This window comes from Streptomyces sp. NPDC001920, assembly GCF_053594495.1.
Window position 1 is genome coordinate 1 of sequence record NZ_JBSFEP010000015.1, and the last position, 15,314, is coordinate 15,314.

Here is a 15,314-nt window from a genome sequence, read left to right on the forward strand (position 1 = left end):
TACGAGGGCTTCCGCCCGGCACGCCGAGAGCACGCACCATACGCCGCGGGGCCCGCCCTCCGGGCGGACGACGGGACTTTGCGGACACGACCTAGCGGTCGGCGGGGGCGGCCGGGTCCGTGGTGGCTGCCGTCTGCCACGCCGGCCGTGCCTCCGCCGCTCGCGCCGGCCCCGCGTTGGCCGCCAGGACCAGCGTCACCACGGCGACCACGGCGGCGGCGACACCTCGGGTGTAACGCTCGGTGGTGCTGGTGCGTTCGAGCACGGCGACCTCTCAGCGGCAATGTATTAAGCACGTTTAATACACGGTTTAACCTAGGGGTCGTCCCAGCCGAACGGCAAGGGTCACAGGGGGAGTTGGGGCCATGGCCGAGCGTGACGACCCGGAGGTCATCGGGCGCCGGGTACAGCAGCTGCGCGCCGAAAGGGGGCTCACCCAGCGCCAGTTGGCGGAGCCCGCCTACACGCCCGCGTACGTCTCCACGCTGGAGGCCGGCCGGGTGCGGCCCTCCGACGACGCGCTCAGGCATCTCGCGGAGCGGCTCGGCGTAGGCTTCGACGAGCTCGCGACCGGACGTCCGGCCCGTCTCGCCACCGATCTGCGCCTCCGGCTCACCGAGGCGCAGCGCACGTTGGCCGTCGGACAGGCCGAGACCGCGGCGGAGCAGTACACGGCCCTGCTCGCCGAGGCGCGCGAGCACCGACTCGTCGAGGCGGAGGCCGTCGCGCTGCTCGGACTCGGCGAGTGCGGCATCGACACGGGCGAACTGACCGAGGCCCGCAGGTACTTCGAACTGGCCGAGCGGGCCCTCGCGGACGCACCCCTGCCCGCCCGGGTGCCGGCCCTGCGCGGCCGCGCCGTCTCGCACTACCTGGCCGGTGAACTCCGGTACGCCGTCTATCTGTTGGAGTCCACCCTCGACGAACTGAACCGCGGCGGACTGCACGACCCCGACGCCCTGCTCCTGCTCTACACCGCGGTCATCGGCCCCTACATGGACATGGGCGCCCACGCCCGCGCCGCCCAGGCCGCCGAGTACGCCCTCGCCCTCGCCCCGCAGGCCGGCGACCCGGCCCTGGTCGCCCGGATGCACCGCTCCGTCGCCCGCACCCTCCTCGCCGAAGGACGGATCGCCGAGGCCGACGCCTCCCTCGCCAAGGCCGCCGAACTGTACCGGCAGCTCCAGATCCGCACCGAGCTGGCCAACTGCCACTGGATGCGCGGCTACGTCTACGCCCAGAACGGCGAGCTGGAGCGGGCCGAGGCCGAACTGCGCCAAGCCCGGACCATGCTCACCGCCCAGCGCGCCGCCCTCTACACCAGCCAGGTCGCCGTCGAACTCGCCGACGTGCTGCACCGGCGCGGCAGCTCCGGCGAGGCAGCCGCCCTCCTGCACGAGGTGCTCAGCGACCTCAGCCCCGAGCGCGGCGCCCTGCACTCCGCCGCCGCCCACCGCCTCCTCGGCATCATCGCCGAGGACGCCCGTGACACCGAGGCCGCCGAGGAGCACTACGTACGCGCGCTGAGCCTGCTGGAACGCGCGGGCGCGGCAGGCGACCTCGCCGACCTGTGCCGGCTCCTCGGCGACCTGCTGCGCCGCACCGGCAGGGTGGAGGCGGCCCTGGACGCGTACCGCACGGGCCTGGGCCACCGCACGGCCCCCGGCACCACGACCCTCGGCCCCGCGCCCGCACAGCCTCCGCTGTAAGGCCCCGGGGTGGTGCCCGGCCCCGGCCGGGTTAGCCTGCGCGGGAGCGGTGAGAACGATGGGGCGGGCGCGTGGAGAACCAACGGACGGTGGCCGACGGCCTGCGCATGGCCGTGCGCGCGCTGGTGTACGCGGTGTTCGGCGGTGCCGCGCTCCTCGTCATCGCCACCGTCGCCTCGGTCCTCGGCCCCGCGCTCGCGCTCGACCTGTACACCCCGCCCGTCGCCGCCTGGTGGACCGTCTTCACCGCGATCGCCGTGCAGGGCGTGCCCTTCCTGCTCCTCGGCACCGTCGTGTCGGCGGCGATCGGGGCCTTCGTCCCGGAGAAGGTCTTCAGCCGGCTGCTGCCCCGCAACCAGGCGCTCGCCGTGCCCGTCGCCGGCGCGGCCGGCGTCGTCCTGCCGGGCTGCGAGTGCGCGTCGGTACCGGTGGCCGGGAGCCTGATGCGGCGTGGCGTGGCCCCGGCCGCCGCCCTCGCCTTCCTGCTGTCCGCACCCGCCATCAACCCGGTCGTCCTGGTGGCCACGTCCGTCGCCTTCCCCGGGCAGCCGGAGATGGTCCTCGGCCGCCTGGTCGCCTCGCTCGCCACGGCCCTGGTGATGGGCTGGCTCTGGCTCCGGTTCGGCCGCGAGGAGTGGCTGCGGCCACCCGCACGGCACGCCGACCCGGCCGCCTCCGGCCTGCGCGCCTTCACCGCCGGTCTCCAGCACGACTTCCTGCATGCGGGCGGCTTCCTCGTCGTCGGCGCGGCGGCCGCGGCGACCTTCGACATCGTGGTGCCGCGCTCGGTCCTGGACCTCTTCACCGACTCGCCCTGGCTGTCGGTGCTGCTGCTGGCGCTGCTGGCGGTCGTGCTGTGCGTGTGCAGCGAGGCGGACGCGTTCGTCGCCGCTTCGCTGAGCGGGTTCTCACCGACCGCGCGGCTGGCCTTCATGGTCGTCGGGCCGATGGTGGACCTGAAGCTGATGGCGCTGCAGGCGGGGACGTTCGGGCGTTCCTTCGCGCTGCGGTTCTCTTCGGTGACCTGGGTGGTGGCCGTGGTGAGCAGCGTGCTGGTGGGATGGTGGCTGCTGTGAGGCGCTACGGCCCGGCCGTCCTGCTGCTCCTGACGGGCGCGGCGATCCTGCGGATCTCCCTGTTCGGCGAGCTGTACCTGCGCTACGTCCAGCAGTCGCTGCGGCCGTACCTGGTGCTGTCCGGCCTGGTGCTGGTCGCGCTGGCGGTGGCGGCGGCGGTCGTACGCCCGCGGGAACGGCACGCGGGTCCCGGGAACATCCCGCACGGTGGCCCCGAGCCCGAGCCCGAGCCGGGGCCCGAGCACCGGCCAGGGCAGGGGGACCGCCACGGGCACGATCACGGCCACAGCCCGCGTATCGCCTGGCTCCTCGCCCTCCCCGCCCTCGCCCTCCTGCTGTTCCCGCCCCCCGCCCTCGGCTCCTACAGCGCCGAACGCGAGGCGGCGCGACGGGCGGCGCAGGGCGTCGGGACGTTCCCCGCGCTCCCGGCCGGGGATCCAGTGGAGCTGACGCTGGCGGAGTTCGGCTCGCGGGCGGTCTACGACAGCGGACGGTCACTGGCGGGCCGCACGGTCCGGCTCACCGGCTTCGTCACCCGCGACGCCGACGGCACCTGGTACGTCACCCGCCTCCAGATCGCCTGCTGCGCGGCCGACGCCACCGTGGACAAGGTCGAGGTCCGGGGCGTCCAGGCGCCTTTGGCCGACACCTGGATCGCCGTCACCGGCACCTGGCGGGCCAAGGGCGCGCTCGGCACGGACGAGGCCTGGCCACCGGTCCTGGACGCCGCTTCGGTGCGGCGGGTCGAGCCGCCCGCGAACCCGTACGAGAGGCGGTGAAGGCGGGGTTCGCCGCGCCGGCCGGGGGGTTTCACGGGGCAGGGCACGGGTAGTCGGGCGTCGTTCGAGACGAGCGATCGAGGCCGCGTGGGTCTGGGACGAGGCATGCCGTTCCGCGCTCGGGACGAGGAGGCTGCCATGCAGCCCGAAGACGATCACCGGGGTGAACGGGGGCAGGAGACGGTCGGCGCGGGCGTGCGGGGCGCGGGGCCCGGAGAGATTCCCGCGCGGCTGTGCCACGTCGCGGTGGAGCTGCTGCCCGTCACGGGCGCGAGCGTGTCGCTGCACAGCGACGGCATGCCCGTCCAGCTGGGCGCGAGCAGTCCGCAGGCCGCCTATGTGACCGAGCTCCAGGCCACCCTCGGGGACGGTCCCTGCCAGTCCGCCGCGCTGAGCGGGGCGCCCGTGCTCGCCCGCGACCTGACGGGAGGCGGGGACGTCCTGCGCTGGCCGGTCTTCGCCCAGCAGGCCACGGCCGTCGGAGTGCGGGCGGTGTACTCGATACCGCTCGGCAACGAGACGGTGTGCGTGGGCACCCTCGACCTCTACCGCGACACCCCCGGCGACCTCACCGACCGGGACCTGCGCACGGCGCGGCTGGTGGCCGGGATGATGACCGTGGCGCTGATGGCGCTGCCCCGCGCGGAGGAGGCGGGCGGCGACCCGGAGGACGAGCGGTGGCTGAGCGGACTGGCCGCCGACCAGGACCGGCTCTACCAGGCCACCGGCATGATGATGGCCCAGCTCGGCATCGGCACGGACGAGGCGCTGGCCCGGCTGCGCGGCCACGCCTTCGCGCACGGGCGTACGGCACTGGACGTGGCGCGGGACGTGGTGGCGCACCGGTTGCGGTTCGACAGGGATTAGCCGGCGTCCGGCCGGTCCGGCCCGCCCCGTGGCGTGCGGGCCCCGGCCCGGTGCCTAGGATCGACGGTCATGGACACAACGGGGCTGATTTTCGTGGCCGTCGCGCTCGTGATGCTGCTCGGCGTCGAGAGCCGGATGGGCCGTGCCGACAAGCGGGTTGCCAGAGTGGAGCGCAAACTCGACCTGATCATGGACCACTTGGGGTTGCGTGACGAGGACCCGAGGATGGACGAGGTCGTGGCGCTCGCGCGGGAGGGCAAGAAGATCCCGGCCATCAAGGCCTACCGGGAGATCACCGGGGCGGGACTGAAGGAGGCCAAGGACGCGGTGGAGCGCATCGTCTAGAGGCCGCCGTGCCGTAGGCCCTGTCGTCGAATTCCGGGCCCGCCCTGCGGGCGGACGGCGGGAATGTGACGACAGGGCCTTTGCCGCGCGCCGCGTTCACACGCTCGCCCGGCCCCGCTTGCGCACCTCCGCCAGCCGTTGGACGCCCACCTCAAGGGCCGTCCGGGTGGCGTCGGCCGACACCTCGCCGAGGCCCCCGGTGGTGACGACGATCGCGTCGTCGCCCACACGGACGGCGGCCACGTCGAAGGTGAGGGTGGGTGCCTCCTCGTCCTCGGAGACGGCGCCGAGGACGATCCGCAGGCCCTGCCGGGCGTCCCCGACCTCCGGCAGCTCGACTCCCCTGACCCATACGGTCATCGGCCCGCCCCGCGCGGTGGCCGCGAACCGCCCGCACTCGCTCGACAGCCCGTCGAGCCAGGCCAGTGCCCGGTCCACGTCCGCCGGCCGGTGCGCGACGACCTGGTAGCGCAACTGCGCCTCGTCCCCCTGGTCGTCCAGGCCCACCGACGCGCGGACATGGGCGTCGGGGCCGAAGAGCTCCTCCGCGTAGAGGCTGTCGAGGAGCCGGCCGCACTCCTCGGACTCGGTGGTCGCCTTCAGCATGGTTTCCCGCCAGGTGGCGAACCCCTCGGTGGGCACCCAGGGCTCCCCGAGGTCGGCCTCGCCGATGAGGGCCGCCCTGGCCTGGGCCTGGGTGAGCGTGGGGTCGGCGGCGGGCACCCGCGGCGCGCCGGTGGTGCCCGCGGGGGAGGCGGGGGCGCGTACGTCATCGGCCGCCCGGTCCAGCCCGACGGCGGAGCAGGCGGACGCGGTCAGCAGGGCGCCCGCGGTGAGCGTCGAGGCGATGACTGCGCGGGCCGGGGGACGGGGCATCGGGGACCTCCTGCGCTGGGACCGTGGGCGCGCTCAAGATCGGGGTACGTGTTCTCAAGGCACCACCAAGGAAGGGTGACCACCAGCGCGCCGGTCCGTCCGGGTGACGCGGCCCGCCCGCGCGGGTCCGTACCCCGCCGTTCCCGGCGAGGCGTGTCAGGGGCGGGGCGCTCCCGGTGCCCGCCGCGATGCCGGGGGGCCGGCTGGTCTGGTCCGCGCCGGGCCGCGGCGGCCGGACGGCTCGCGGGTGACGTAGGGGGCCGCCCGCGGCCCCTCCCCCGCTCCAGGCGGGCGTCGACGGTGCGGTCGGAGCAGGGGCCCGTGCCCGAGGCGTGGACGCCGTGGCCCTCGTCGCCCTCGACGGACGGCATCCGCGAGCCCTGCGGGGAGGGGAACCGGAGGCCCGATCGCCGTGCGGGCACCGCAAAATCACCGCGACACCCGCACCCCGCCGCTGTTACGGTCGCCCCATGAAGCGCGCCATGCCGTCTGTGACGACGACGCCGGACCCCGTCCCGGCGCGCTGACAGCTGAGCGAATCCGAAGCCCCGGGGCGAGCCGCCCCGGGGCTTCGTCGTGTGGGTGCTCGCTTCCGGCCCGACCCAGGGAGCCACCGTGCAGGAACCCACCCCGCAGCGACCCTCCGTCCACGACCACCGCCGCCTCGGTCGCGAACTCGGCCTCTTCGACACCGACCCCCTGATGGGCGCAGGCCTCCCCTACTGGCTGCCCGACGGCGCCACCCTCCGGCAGGTGCTGGAGGAGTACGTCCGCGAGACCGAACGCCGGGCCGGCTACCGGCACGTGTACTCACCCGTGCTGGGCAAACGGGAGTTGTACGAGATCTCCGGGCACTGGTCCCACTACAGCGACGACATGTTCCCGCCGATGGACCTGGGCGGCGGGGGAAACACCGCCGAACAGGTCGTCCTGCGCCCCAGCCTGTGCCCGCACCACGCCCTGATCTACCGCTCCCGCTCCCGCAGCTACCGTGAACTGCCCTACCGCATGGCCGAGTTGGGGGGCATGTACCGCTCGGAGCTGTCCGGGGTGCTCGGCGGCCTCACCCGGGTGCGGGCCATCCACCTCAACGACGCCCACATCTTCTGCACCCTCGACCAGGCCGTCGAGGAGGCTCGCGCCGCACTCCGGCTCATCGCCCGCGCCTACGCCGACCTCGGCATCCGTGCCGCCCGACACCGTCTCTCCCTGCCGGGCGAGAGCGGCAAGTACGTGGCCGATCCGGTGCTGTGGCGCCGGGCCACCGCGCTGCTGCGCGAGGTCCTCGACGGGTCCGGCATCCCGTACGAGGCCGTCGAGGGCGAGGCCGCGTTCTACGGGCCCAAGATCGATGTGCAGATCACCGACGCGGCCGGCCGCGAGGCGACCCTGTCCACCGTGCAGATCGACTTCCACCAGCCCGAACGCTTCGACCTGCACTACATCGGCCCCGACGGCGCCAGGCACCGCCCGGTGATGGTCCACCGCAGCGTCATCGGCAGCGTCGAACGCGCCGTCGCCCACCTCGTCGAGCAGCACGGCGGCGCCTTCCCGGTGTGGCTGGCCCCCGTGCAGCTGGTGATCCTCCCCGTGTCGGACGCCCAGGCCGACCAGGCGCGGCGACTGCTGCGCGCCGCCCTCGACCGGGGACTGCGCGCCGAGCTCGCCGGCCCCGAGGACGGCACCCTGGGCGCCCGGGTCCGGGCGTCCCGCCTGGTGCCGTACCAGGCGGTCATCGGGGAACGCGAGTCCGCGGCGGACGGCGGCCTCGTGGCCGTACGGCTGCGGGACGGGCGCAGCCCCGGGGCCCTGTCCGGTGCGGAGCTGATCGGCCGGATCGCCGACCGGGCCGCCGCGCGCGGCCCGGAGCTGTGGGAGTGAGCGGGACATCCGCGGCGCCCGCAGGCCGTAAGGTCGCTCCCGCAGGGCCGCCGCCCGTGAGAGGAGCCTGTCGTGACGAACGACGGTCAGCCCGTCCCGGTGATCATCGACTGCGACACCGGCGTCGACGACGCCCTGGCACTGCTGTTCGCCGTCCGCCACCCGGGCCTCGACCTGCGCGCGGTCACCTGCGTGGCCGGCAACACGGACGTGGACGGCGTCGTACGCAACACCCTGACCGTCCTGGAGACGGCCGGCGCCCCCGACGTCCCCGTGGCCCGGGGAGCCGGACGCCCGCTGGTCGAGCCCCCGCGCTCGGCACGGCACGTGCACGGCGAGGACGGCATGGGCGACCTCGGCCTGCCCGGCCCGACCCGCGCCCCGGCCGAGGTGGACGCGGTCACCCTGCTGCGCCGCGAGATCCTCGCCTCCCCGCGCCCGGTGACCCTCGTCCCCACCGCCCCGCTCACCAACATCGCCCTGCTGCTGCGCACGCACCCCGAGGTCACCGCGAACATCGAGCGGATCGTCTTCATGGGCGGCGCGGTGGCCACCGGGAACGCCACGCCGGTCGCGGAGTTCAACGTGTGGCACGACCCGGAGGCGGCCGCGATCCTGCTCACGGCCGGCGTGCCGATCACCATGTACGGCCTGGACGTCTTCCAGCGGGTCGTGGTGCCCGGGGCGGACGTGCGGCGCCTGCGCGAGAGCGAGGAGCCCGGCGCCCGGCTCGCCGGCGACCTGCTGTCCCACCGCCCGGCCACCCCCGACCTCGCCGCCGATCTGCTGTCCCGCGACCCGCCGGCCTCCGGCGTCACCGCCGACCCGGAGGCCGGCGGCATCGGCGACGCCGGTGCGGTCTGCGCGGTCGTGGACCCGGCGGGCATCACCACCCGCCTGCTGCCGGTGGAGGTCTCCCTCGCCCCCGGTCCGACCCGCGGCCAGACCATCGTCGACCGCCGCCCGCGCCACGGCGAGTCCGAGATCCACGCCGGCCATCGCGAGCAGCCGCTGGTGGACGTGGCCCTGGGCGTCGACGTCGACCGGTTCGTGAAGCTGTACCTGGGGACCGTGGCCGGTCTCTGACGGCCGGTCGGACCGGCGGCGAGGGCCAGTGCCCGTCGTCCGGATCATGCCGGCGTCCGAACGACGGACCCCAGGGTGACCGAATGCCGCCTTGTCCGTACAAGTGCGGTTCGGTCACTGTCGGGGGCACAGTGAGGCACCGCCTCGCGCCCACATCCCCCCACCACCCGATGACCGACCACCATCGGAGACCCCATGCTGCGGGTGCACTTCACCGCCGACGACCTCGCGCGCGTGCGCGTCGCCGCCGCCCCCGACCCCCTCTGGGAGATCGCCACCAGCTTCCAGACACTGATCAGCGCGGACGCCCCGCTGCTCTTCGACGAGTGGCGCAGGCTGGTGCGGCGCCGGGTGGGCTCGGTGCACACCCTGCTCGCCGCGCTGCTGCCGCCGCGGGGCTACTTCCCGGACTTCCTCACACCCGACCCGCGCGGCTCGTTCGACCTGCCGGCCGCGGTCGACGCCGTGCTCGGCACGCCCCGGACCCGGCTCCGCCGCGACCTCGCCCTGCTCGCCGCCTCCCCGGCCCGGCCGCCGCGTCCGCTACCACCCGGCATCCGTGCCCTGGCCGACGGCGAACCCGAGGCGCTGCGCGGCCTGGGCGCCGCCCTGCACGCCTATCACCGGGCCGCGCTCGCCCCCTTCTGGCCCCGGATCCGGGCCCAGATCGACGCGGACCGGGCCGTCCGCGCCCGGGCGGTGCTGGAGGGCGGCACCGACGGGCTGCTGGCGGGCTTCCGGCCGGTACTGCGCTGGCGGCCGCCCGTCCTGGAGGCCGACTATCCCGTCGACCGCGAACTGCGGCTGCACGGCAGGGGGTTGCTGCTGCAGCCGTCCTTCTTCTGTCTGCGCCGACCCCTGACCCTGGCCGTCGACGAAGGGACGCCGGTCCTGGTCCACCCGATCCAGCACACCCTGGGCTGGGCCGGGGAGCCCGGCCCGGTCCGGGTCGGCACGGCGGCCGGCGGCGCGGAACTCGGGGCGCTCATCGGCCGGACCAGGGCCGCCCTCCTGGAGGACGTCGTCGCGGGCCGTACGACCGGCGAACTCGCCCTGCGCTTCGGCATCTCCGACGCGGCGGTGAGCCAGCACACCGCGGTACTGCGCCGGGCCGGCCTGCTGGTGAGCGTCCGCCGCGGCAGGAACGTCCTGCACACCATCACCCCGACGGGCCTCGCCCTGATCTCCGGCGCGGTGCACCGCCCGGTCGACGCCTGAGCTCCGGCTTCCGTTTAAGGCTGGGCTTCAAGGTGTGGCAGGGGGAGGAGGGGCGCTGACAGCCTGAGGGCGACCAAGCTCCACACCACACAGGGGGAGTTCACTCTCATGCGTCTACGTTCCCTTCTCGGTACGGCCGTCACCGCCGCGGGCATGCTGGCCGTGGGACTGGCCCCGGGTGCCGGCGCCGCGCCGGCCACCGGTGACGTGAGCACCCGGGCGAACGCGCCGACGGTGTCGCCGGCCGCGGACTTCTTCTACACGCCGGGCCCCGGCTACGAGTGCCCGACCGGGAACCTGTGCGCCCGCGTCTGGGACCCGACGAGGAACACGTACAAGGTGTTCAAGTTCTACCGCTGCGCCACGTACGCGCTGTCGTACTGGAACGGCACGGGCGGCTACGCCAACTTCCAGACCGGCAGCCGCGCGACGGCGACCTTCTACGGCTCGTCCGGCAACGTCCTGAGGAACGTCCCGATCGACGAGCAGAACACCAGCTACGACTGGGGGCCGGTGTACCGGATCCGCAACTGCTACTGACGTCCCACCGTGCAGCCGAAGGGCCCGGGGACGGCACCCCGGGCCCTTCGGCTGCCGGATGGTCAGGAACGCGCCGTACGACGCCGCTTCGACGCCACCACGAACGCCGCGCCGCCCGCGACGAGCACCACCGCGCCGATGGCGATCGGGCCGGTCGCGCTGCTGCCGCCGGTCTCCGCGAGGTTGTCACCGCCGCCGTTGGGCTTCGGGGCCGGGGGAGTCGTCGACTCGGAAGGCTCCGGGGTCGGGGTCTCGGTCGACGGGGTCTCGGAGGCCGGCGGCGTGGTCTCCTCCGGCGGGGTCGAGGGCTCCTCGGACTCCGGCTCCGACGGCTCCGCCGGCGGCGTGGTCGGCGGCTCCTCGGTGGCCGGGGGCTTGCTCGTGCAGTCCTTCGTGCCGCCGTTCCAGGCCGCGATCAGCTTGTCCTTGATCACCGGACGGTCCGGGCCCTTGGGCAGCTCGCCGTGCTCGAAGCCGTCGTTCGCGTCGAGCTTGCCGTCGAACTTCACCGCGCCGCGGTACAGGTCGATCTGCCCGAAGCAGCCCGCGTCCGGGACGGCGATGTCGAGGGTGCCGGTCGCGCCGGGCTTGACCGTGACCGTGTCGAAGTCGACGAAGACCTGCTCACCGGAGGTGGCGAAGGTCGGGCCGTGGGCGAGGTAGGACGCGAGCGAGGCGGTGCAGGTCGTGGCGTCGGCGGCGGCGCGCACCGTGAGGTGGACCTTGCCGTCGTCGCTGACCTTCAGGTTCTGGTCGTCGACCTTGACGGAGTCGTAGAAGTTCGTGCCGTCGAGCGAGAACTGGCAGCGGTCGGTGGCCGTCTCCGTGCCGGCGCCGGTGCCGGGCTGGTAGGAGCCGCCGGACTTCCAGCCGTCGCCGCCGGGCGTGCCGGTGGCCCAGGCACCGGAGGCGGAGGCGACGGTGGCCGCGCACAGGGCGAGTGACGCGGCGCCCGTCCCCAGCAGGCGTCGCGCGATGACACGTCTCGCTATGGACATGCGTATCCCATTCTTGGCGTGTGCATGGTGGGGGGACAGAACACCCCCATGGTCGAAGAAACACTGGGCTCATTGGTCACCTGCGCCACAGCGTGAGCACATGGTGGGTCCCCTGGTAGAACGCTGTCAACCTGCGGCGATACAAGCCCTGTTCGCGGTGTCATCACAATTTCGCCACACAAGGAAGCAACCACTCCGGGGGGCTCAGAGGTTCACGTTTCCGGTGATATGGACAGAGTTCTGGTTATCGCCTGTACGGACCGCCGCACCGCAGAGGAGTACGCGTGACCGTCCGCACCACCACGCCCGCGACCCCCGACCTCTCCTCCAAGGACCCCGACTGGTGGCGCCAGGCCGTCATCTACCAGATCTACCCCCGCAGCTTCGCCGACGGCGACGGCGACGGGCTCGGGGACCTCAAGGGCGTCACCCAGCGCCTGAACCACCTCGCCGCGCTCGGCGTGGACGCCCTGTGGCTCAGCCCCTTCTACCCCTCCGAGCTGGCCGACGGAGGCTACGACGTCGCCGACTACCGCGACGTCGACCCGCGTCTGGGCACCCTCGACGACTTCGACGCCATGACCGCCGAGGCCCACCGGCTCGGCCTGAAGGTGATCGTCGACCTCGTCCCCAACCACACCTCCCACCAGCACGTCTGGTTCCAGGAGGCGCTGCGCTCCGGCCCCGGCTCCGCCGCCCGGGACCGCTACGTCTTCCGGGACGGCCGCGGCCCGCACGGCGAACTCCCGCCCACCGACTGGCAGTCCGTGTTCGGCGGCAGCGCCTGGCACCGGGTCCCCGACGGCCAGTGGTACCTGCACCTGTTCACCCCGCAGCAGCCCGACCTGAACTGGGAGAACGAGGAGGTCCGCGCCGACTTCCGCACCACCCTGCGCTTCTGGTGCGACCGCGGCGTCGACGGCTTCCGCGTCGACGTGGCGCACGCCCTCGCCAAGGACCTGAGCGAGCCGCTGCGCGACCTCGGCGCCCCGGAGCTCAGCCGCGAGGACGCGCTGCCCGGCTTCCCGCCCGGCACCCACCCCTTCTACGACCGCGACGAGGTCCACGAGATCTACCGCGACTGGCGCAAGATCCTCGACGCCTACCGCCCGCCCCGCATGGCGGTCGCCGAAGCCTGGGTCAACCCGAGCGCCCGCCGCGCGCTGTACGCCCGTCCGGACGAACTGGGCCAGGCCTTCAACTTCGAGTACCTCCAGGCCGGCTGGGACGCGGCGGAACTGCGCCGGATCATCACCGACTCCCTGGCCACCGCCCGCGCCGCCGGAGCCTCGGCCACCTGGGTGCTGTCCAACCACGACGTCGTACGCCACGCCTCCCGCCTGATGCTCCCGCCCGGCACCGACGACAACGCCTGGCTGCTGTCCGGCGGTCACGCGCCGGAAGTCGACGCGTCGGCGGGCCTGCGCCGCGCCCGCGCCGCCACCCTCCTCATGCTGGCGCTGCCCGGTTCGTCGTACGTCTACCAGGGCGAGGAACTCGGCCTGCCCGAGGTCGCCGACCTGCCCGTCGAGGTCCTCCAGGACCCCGTCTGGGAGCAGACGGGACGTGTGCGCAAGGGCCGCGACGGCTGCCGGGTGCCGTTGCCGTGGACGACGACGGGCCCGTCGTACGGCTTCGGCGCGGGCGGGGCCTGGCTGCCGCAGCCCCCGGCGTTCGCGGCGTACGCCGTCGAGGCCCAGGACGGCGTCGAGGGCTCCACCTTGGAGCTGTACCGCAGGGCCCTGCGCCTGCGCCGCAAGCTCCTGCAGGGCGAGGAACTCCACTGGGCGCCGGACGGCCCGCCCGGAGTGCTGCACTTCGCACGCTCGGACGGCTGGCGGTGCGTGGCCAACCTCTCCGGCGCGCCGGTGCCGTTGCCGCCCGGTGAGGTGCTGATCGGCAGCGCGCCGCTGGAGGGCGGCCTGCTGGGGCCGGACACGACGGTCTGGCTGGCGTAGCCGGGCGGGCCGCCGACGGGCCGGGCCCCGGGCCCGCCTGGCGGCACCGGTCGACTCCGTCCGGGTGACAGGCACGGGCCGCGCGCGTGGCGAGACGGGCGGCGCGGCCCGGCTGCCCAAGGATCCGGACGCGTGGCACGCACCTTCGACGAGCTGGTCGCCATGCAGCGGGCGGCCGACCAGGCGCACACCAGGGTCGAGGAACTACGGGACCGGTACGGGCCGCCCGCCCATACGCCGTGGACCCAGCTCCAGACCGAAACCTACGAGACGGCCTGGCGGGCCTGGCGCGATCTCGCCCGCGACGTGCAGAGCGCGGTGACCGAGTACGCGAAGCAGCAGGGCACCTCGCGCAACGAGGCCGAGGAGGACGTCAAGAAGGCCGTACGGCATGCGAAGCCCGAGGGCGAGGGCTGACACGACCGGCCGTGGGCGGCGCCCGGACGGGTGGTGGGCGCCGCGGCCCTGGCCCGTACGGCCGAACTCCGCACGTCGGGGACGGGAACACGCCGTGAGAATCGCAGACAGTGCTGTTGCCGACGCGTGTGAGGAGCTCCGCCGACGATGAGCAGGTACGCAAAGACCTCGGTGCTCGGGTCGCTCGCCGTCGCGGGCGCGCTGGTGATGTCCGGTACGGCGTACGGGGGAGAGGGCACGGTCGGACTGCTCGGCCGTGGCCTCGGTCCGGTCGTCGACAGCCTCGGGCCGGCCGGCGGCCCCCGCCCCGTCGACCGTGATCTGTGGGCGTCCGCGACCATCGAGCCCGGGCGCGAGGGCATCGTCGAGGTCGGCGGGTACGACGGGGCGGCGCTGAAGGCGGGTTCCACACTGACCCTGACGGCGCCCGCGCGGACACGGGTGACCGGGGTGCCGTACCCGACGGGCGCGTACCGGGCCTCCGTGGCGCTGGGCGGGGGCAGCGGGACGTACACGTTCGTGGGAACCCCCTCCTCGGCGGGGGAGCCGGTGCCGGGTTCCGCCGCCGAGGCGGACGCGGCGGCCGGGGAGGCGTGGAAGGGCCGTACCTTCCCCTTCGTGCTGTCGGTCCGTCCGGACGCCGAGCCCGGCACCCGGCTGCCGGACTGCACCCTGGTCCTGAGGGACGCCGAGGGCGTGGTGCGGGAGCGGGGCACCTGCACCGTCACGGTCGGGCTGCCCGCACCGACCCTGTCCCGGCCCCACTCGGGCGTCCCGTTGGGCGCCTCGCCGCAGGCGGCGGGGACGGCCTACCCGGGCGCCCAGGTGACGGTGCGCGACGCGGGCGAGAACGAGGTCTGCGCGACGACCGCCGCCCCCGACGGCACCTGGTCCTGCGTACCCGGCCTCGCCCTCACGCCGGGCCCGGGCCGCCTCCAGGCGACGGCGACCCTGAACGGGGTCAGCGCGACGAGCGAACAGATCAACATCACCGTGGCCGGGCGGCCGCACACCGTGTCGGACGGCGAGGGCGATCCGCTCCGGCGCAGTCCGACACGGTGACCCGCGCTCAGTAGCGCACCGCCCGTGCCACCTCCGCCCGTACCTCGCCGCTCAGATCACGCGTGCTGCGCGCGGTGCCCGTCCCCGATCCGCCGGCGGCCACGTCGGCCACGGTCACCACGGCCGCGTCGAGCAGATTGCCGTCCTCGTCCCGGAAGTCGATCTGCGCCGCGAAGGACCGCGTCGAGTCGGTCGTGTTCCGTACGGTGACCTGCACGGTGGCCCGGCCGTCGGCGTCGGTCGTCGGCTCGCCCAGCCGCACCGCGTCCCTGGCGTCGACACCGCCCTTGATGTCGTCCAGCTTGCGGCCCGCCTCCGCGGTGGCCGAGGCGAAGGCCGACGCCGCCTTGCTGGCCGCCGAGGAGGGGGTCTCGTCCTCGGAGCAGGCGGTCAGGACGGCGGCGGCCACGGCAGCGGTGGTCGCGAGGATCGTGGTCGTCGTCCACCGCGTCCGGTGACCGGGCATGGTGCCTCCAGGGGATGTGGTCCGGTTCGGGCCGGT

General features: G+C 74.3%; 16 protein-coding genes. 12 read left to right on the plus strand and 4 right to left on the minus strand.

From position 1 onward, the window contains the following. Nucleotides 1–91 precede the first annotated feature (91 nt). Nucleotides 92–265 (minus strand): hypothetical protein, encoded by a 174-nt coding sequence (locus ACWCPI_RS25335; RefSeq protein WP_451040275.1) that lies wholly within the window; start codon nucleotides 263–265, stop codon nucleotides 92–94. Between the two features lie 100 nt (nucleotides 266–365). Between ACWCPI_RS25335 and ACWCPI_RS25340 the strand changes: the two genes are divergently transcribed. The 5 genes from ACWCPI_RS25340 to ACWCPI_RS25360 all read left to right on the plus strand — a co-directional run bounded on the left by ACWCPI_RS25340 (nucleotide 366) and on the right by ACWCPI_RS25360 (nucleotide 4,776). Further along, nucleotides 366–1,709, plus strand: coding sequence for a helix-turn-helix domain-containing protein (locus ACWCPI_RS25340; protein ID WP_451040276.1), 1,344 nt, complete (start codon nucleotides 366–368; stop codon nucleotides 1,707–1,709). A 107-nt stretch (nucleotides 1,710–1,816) separates the two neighbouring features. Beyond that, nucleotides 1,817–2,785 (plus strand): permease, encoded by a 969-nt coding sequence (locus tag ACWCPI_RS25345; protein ID WP_451040457.1) that lies wholly within the window; start codon nucleotides 1,817–1,819, stop codon nucleotides 2,783–2,785. Next, on the plus strand, nucleotides 2,782–3,564 hold the full coding sequence (locus ACWCPI_RS25350; RefSeq protein ID WP_451040277.1) for a TIGR03943 family putative permease subunit: 783 nt from the start codon (nucleotides 2,782–2,784) through the stop codon (nucleotides 3,562–3,564). The genes ACWCPI_RS25345 and ACWCPI_RS25350 overlap by 4 nt, the downstream gene beginning before the upstream one ends. Nucleotides 3,565–3,702: 138 nt before the next feature. Next, on the plus strand, nucleotides 3,703–4,431 hold the full coding sequence (locus ACWCPI_RS25355; protein WP_451040278.1) for a GAF and ANTAR domain-containing protein: 729 nt from the start codon (nucleotides 3,703–3,705) through the stop codon (nucleotides 4,429–4,431). Nucleotides 4,432–4,500: 69 nt separating this feature from the next. Next, nucleotides 4,501–4,776 (plus strand): ribosomal protein L7/L12, encoded by a 276-nt coding sequence (locus tag ACWCPI_RS25360; protein WP_451040279.1) that lies wholly within the window; start codon nucleotides 4,501–4,503, stop codon nucleotides 4,774–4,776. Nucleotides 4,777–4,872: 96 nt separating this feature from the next. Here the strand turns inward: ACWCPI_RS25360 and ACWCPI_RS25365 are convergent, their stop codons facing one another. Then, entirely contained in the window at nucleotides 4,873–5,652 is a 780-nt protein-coding gene (locus ACWCPI_RS25365; protein WP_451040280.1) for a hypothetical protein, read from the minus strand. Nucleotides 5,653–6,267: 615 nt separating this feature from the next. Here ACWCPI_RS25365 and thrS point away from each other — a divergent pair. From thrS to ACWCPI_RS25385, 4 genes are all read left to right on the plus strand, one after another. Further along, the gene (gene thrS, locus ACWCPI_RS25370; protein WP_451040281.1) at nucleotides 6,268–7,533 is read left to right on the plus strand and encodes a threonine--tRNA ligase; all 1,266 of its coding nucleotides are present in this window, start codon (nucleotides 6,268–6,270) and stop codon (nucleotides 7,531–7,533) included. Nucleotides 7,534–7,605: 72 nt separating this feature from the next. Continuing rightward, a complete protein-coding gene (locus ACWCPI_RS25375) occupies nucleotides 7,606–8,619 on the plus strand; it encodes a nucleoside hydrolase (RefSeq protein ID WP_451040282.1) in 1,014 nt (337 codons plus the stop codon). Between the two features lie 195 nt (nucleotides 8,620–8,814). Further along, nucleotides 8,815–9,837: an ArsR/SmtB family transcription factor gene (locus ACWCPI_RS25380; protein WP_451040283.1), complete on the plus strand. Its 1,023-nt coding sequence runs from the start codon at nucleotides 8,815–8,817 to the stop codon at nucleotides 9,835–9,837. 108 nt (nucleotides 9,838–9,945) lie between these two features. Beyond that, a complete protein-coding gene (locus ACWCPI_RS25385) occupies nucleotides 9,946–10,377 on the plus strand; it encodes a hypothetical protein (protein WP_451040284.1) in 432 nt (143 codons plus the stop codon). A gap of 62 nt (nucleotides 10,378–10,439) precedes the next feature. Here ACWCPI_RS25385 and ACWCPI_RS25390 read toward each other — a convergent pair whose 3' ends face one another. Further along, nucleotides 10,440–11,375 carry an LAETG motif-containing sortase-dependent surface protein gene (locus ACWCPI_RS25390; protein ID WP_451040285.1) on the minus strand — a complete coding sequence of 312 codons (936 nt, stop codon included), beginning with the start codon at nucleotides 11,373–11,375 and terminating at the stop codon, nucleotides 10,440–10,442. A gap of 284 nt (nucleotides 11,376–11,659) precedes the next feature. On the opposite strand from ACWCPI_RS25390, the gene ACWCPI_RS25395 reads away from it, so the two are divergent. The 3 genes from ACWCPI_RS25395 to ACWCPI_RS25405 all read left to right on the plus strand — a co-directional run bounded on the left by ACWCPI_RS25395 (nucleotide 11,660) and on the right by ACWCPI_RS25405 (nucleotide 14,812). Next, complete coding sequence (locus ACWCPI_RS25395; protein ID WP_451040286.1) at nucleotides 11,660–13,333, plus strand: glycoside hydrolase family 13 protein; 1,674 nt, start codon at nucleotides 11,660–11,662, stop codon at nucleotides 13,331–13,333. Nucleotides 13,334–13,465: 132 nt separating this feature from the next. After that, a complete protein-coding gene (locus ACWCPI_RS25400) occupies nucleotides 13,466–13,750 on the plus strand; it encodes a hypothetical protein (RefSeq protein WP_451040287.1) in 285 nt (94 codons plus the stop codon). Nucleotides 13,751–13,897: 147 nt separating this feature from the next. Beyond that, complete coding sequence (locus tag ACWCPI_RS25405; protein WP_451040288.1) at nucleotides 13,898–14,812, plus strand: carboxypeptidase regulatory-like domain-containing protein; 915 nt, start codon at nucleotides 13,898–13,900, stop codon at nucleotides 14,810–14,812. Nucleotides 14,813–14,819: 7 nt separating this feature from the next. Here ACWCPI_RS25405 and ACWCPI_RS25410 read toward each other — a convergent pair whose 3' ends face one another. Further along, nucleotides 14,820–15,278 (minus strand): FxLYD domain-containing protein, encoded by a 459-nt coding sequence (locus ACWCPI_RS25410; protein WP_451040289.1) that lies wholly within the window; start codon nucleotides 15,276–15,278, stop codon nucleotides 14,820–14,822. Nucleotides 15,279–15,314: the final 36 nt, after the last annotated feature.

What these genes read in the sequence shown, in the direction of transcription:
- ACWCPI_RS25355 (WP_451040278.1), top strand. Translation starts at nt 3,703, where the DNA reads ATGCAGCCCGAAGACGATCACCGGGGTGAACGGGGGCAGGAGACGGTC.
- ACWCPI_RS25380 (WP_451040283.1), top strand. Translation starts at nt 8,815, where the DNA reads ATGCTGCGGGTGCACTTCACCGCCGACGACCTCGCGCGCGTGCGCGTC.
- ACWCPI_RS25360 (WP_451040279.1), top strand. Translation starts at nt 4,501, where the DNA reads ATGGACACAACGGGGCTGATTTTCGTGGCCGTCGCGCTCGTGATGCTG.
- ACWCPI_RS25345 (WP_451040457.1), top strand. Translation starts at nt 1,817, where the DNA reads ATGGCCGTGCGCGCGCTGGTGTACGCGGTGTTCGGCGGTGCCGCGCTC.
- ACWCPI_RS25410 (WP_451040289.1), bottom strand. Translation starts at nt 15,278, where the DNA reads ATGCCCGGTCACCGGACGCGGTGGACGACGACCACGATCCTCGCGACC.
- ACWCPI_RS25405 (WP_451040288.1), top strand. Translation starts at nt 13,898, where the DNA reads ATGAGCAGGTACGCAAAGACCTCGGTGCTCGGGTCGCTCGCCGTCGCG.
- ACWCPI_RS25390 (WP_451040285.1), bottom strand. Translation starts at nt 11,375, where the DNA reads ATGTCCATAGCGAGACGTGTCATCGCGCGACGCCTGCTGGGGACGGGC.
- ACWCPI_RS25365 (WP_451040280.1), bottom strand. Translation starts at nt 5,652, where the DNA reads ATGCCCCGTCCCCCGGCCCGCGCAGTCATCGCCTCGACGCTCACCGCG.
- ACWCPI_RS25385 (WP_451040284.1), top strand. Translation starts at nt 9,946, where the DNA reads ATGCGTCTACGTTCCCTTCTCGGTACGGCCGTCACCGCCGCGGGCATG.
- ACWCPI_RS25340 (WP_451040276.1), top strand. Translation starts at nt 366, where the DNA reads ATGGCCGAGCGTGACGACCCGGAGGTCATCGGGCGCCGGGTACAGCAG.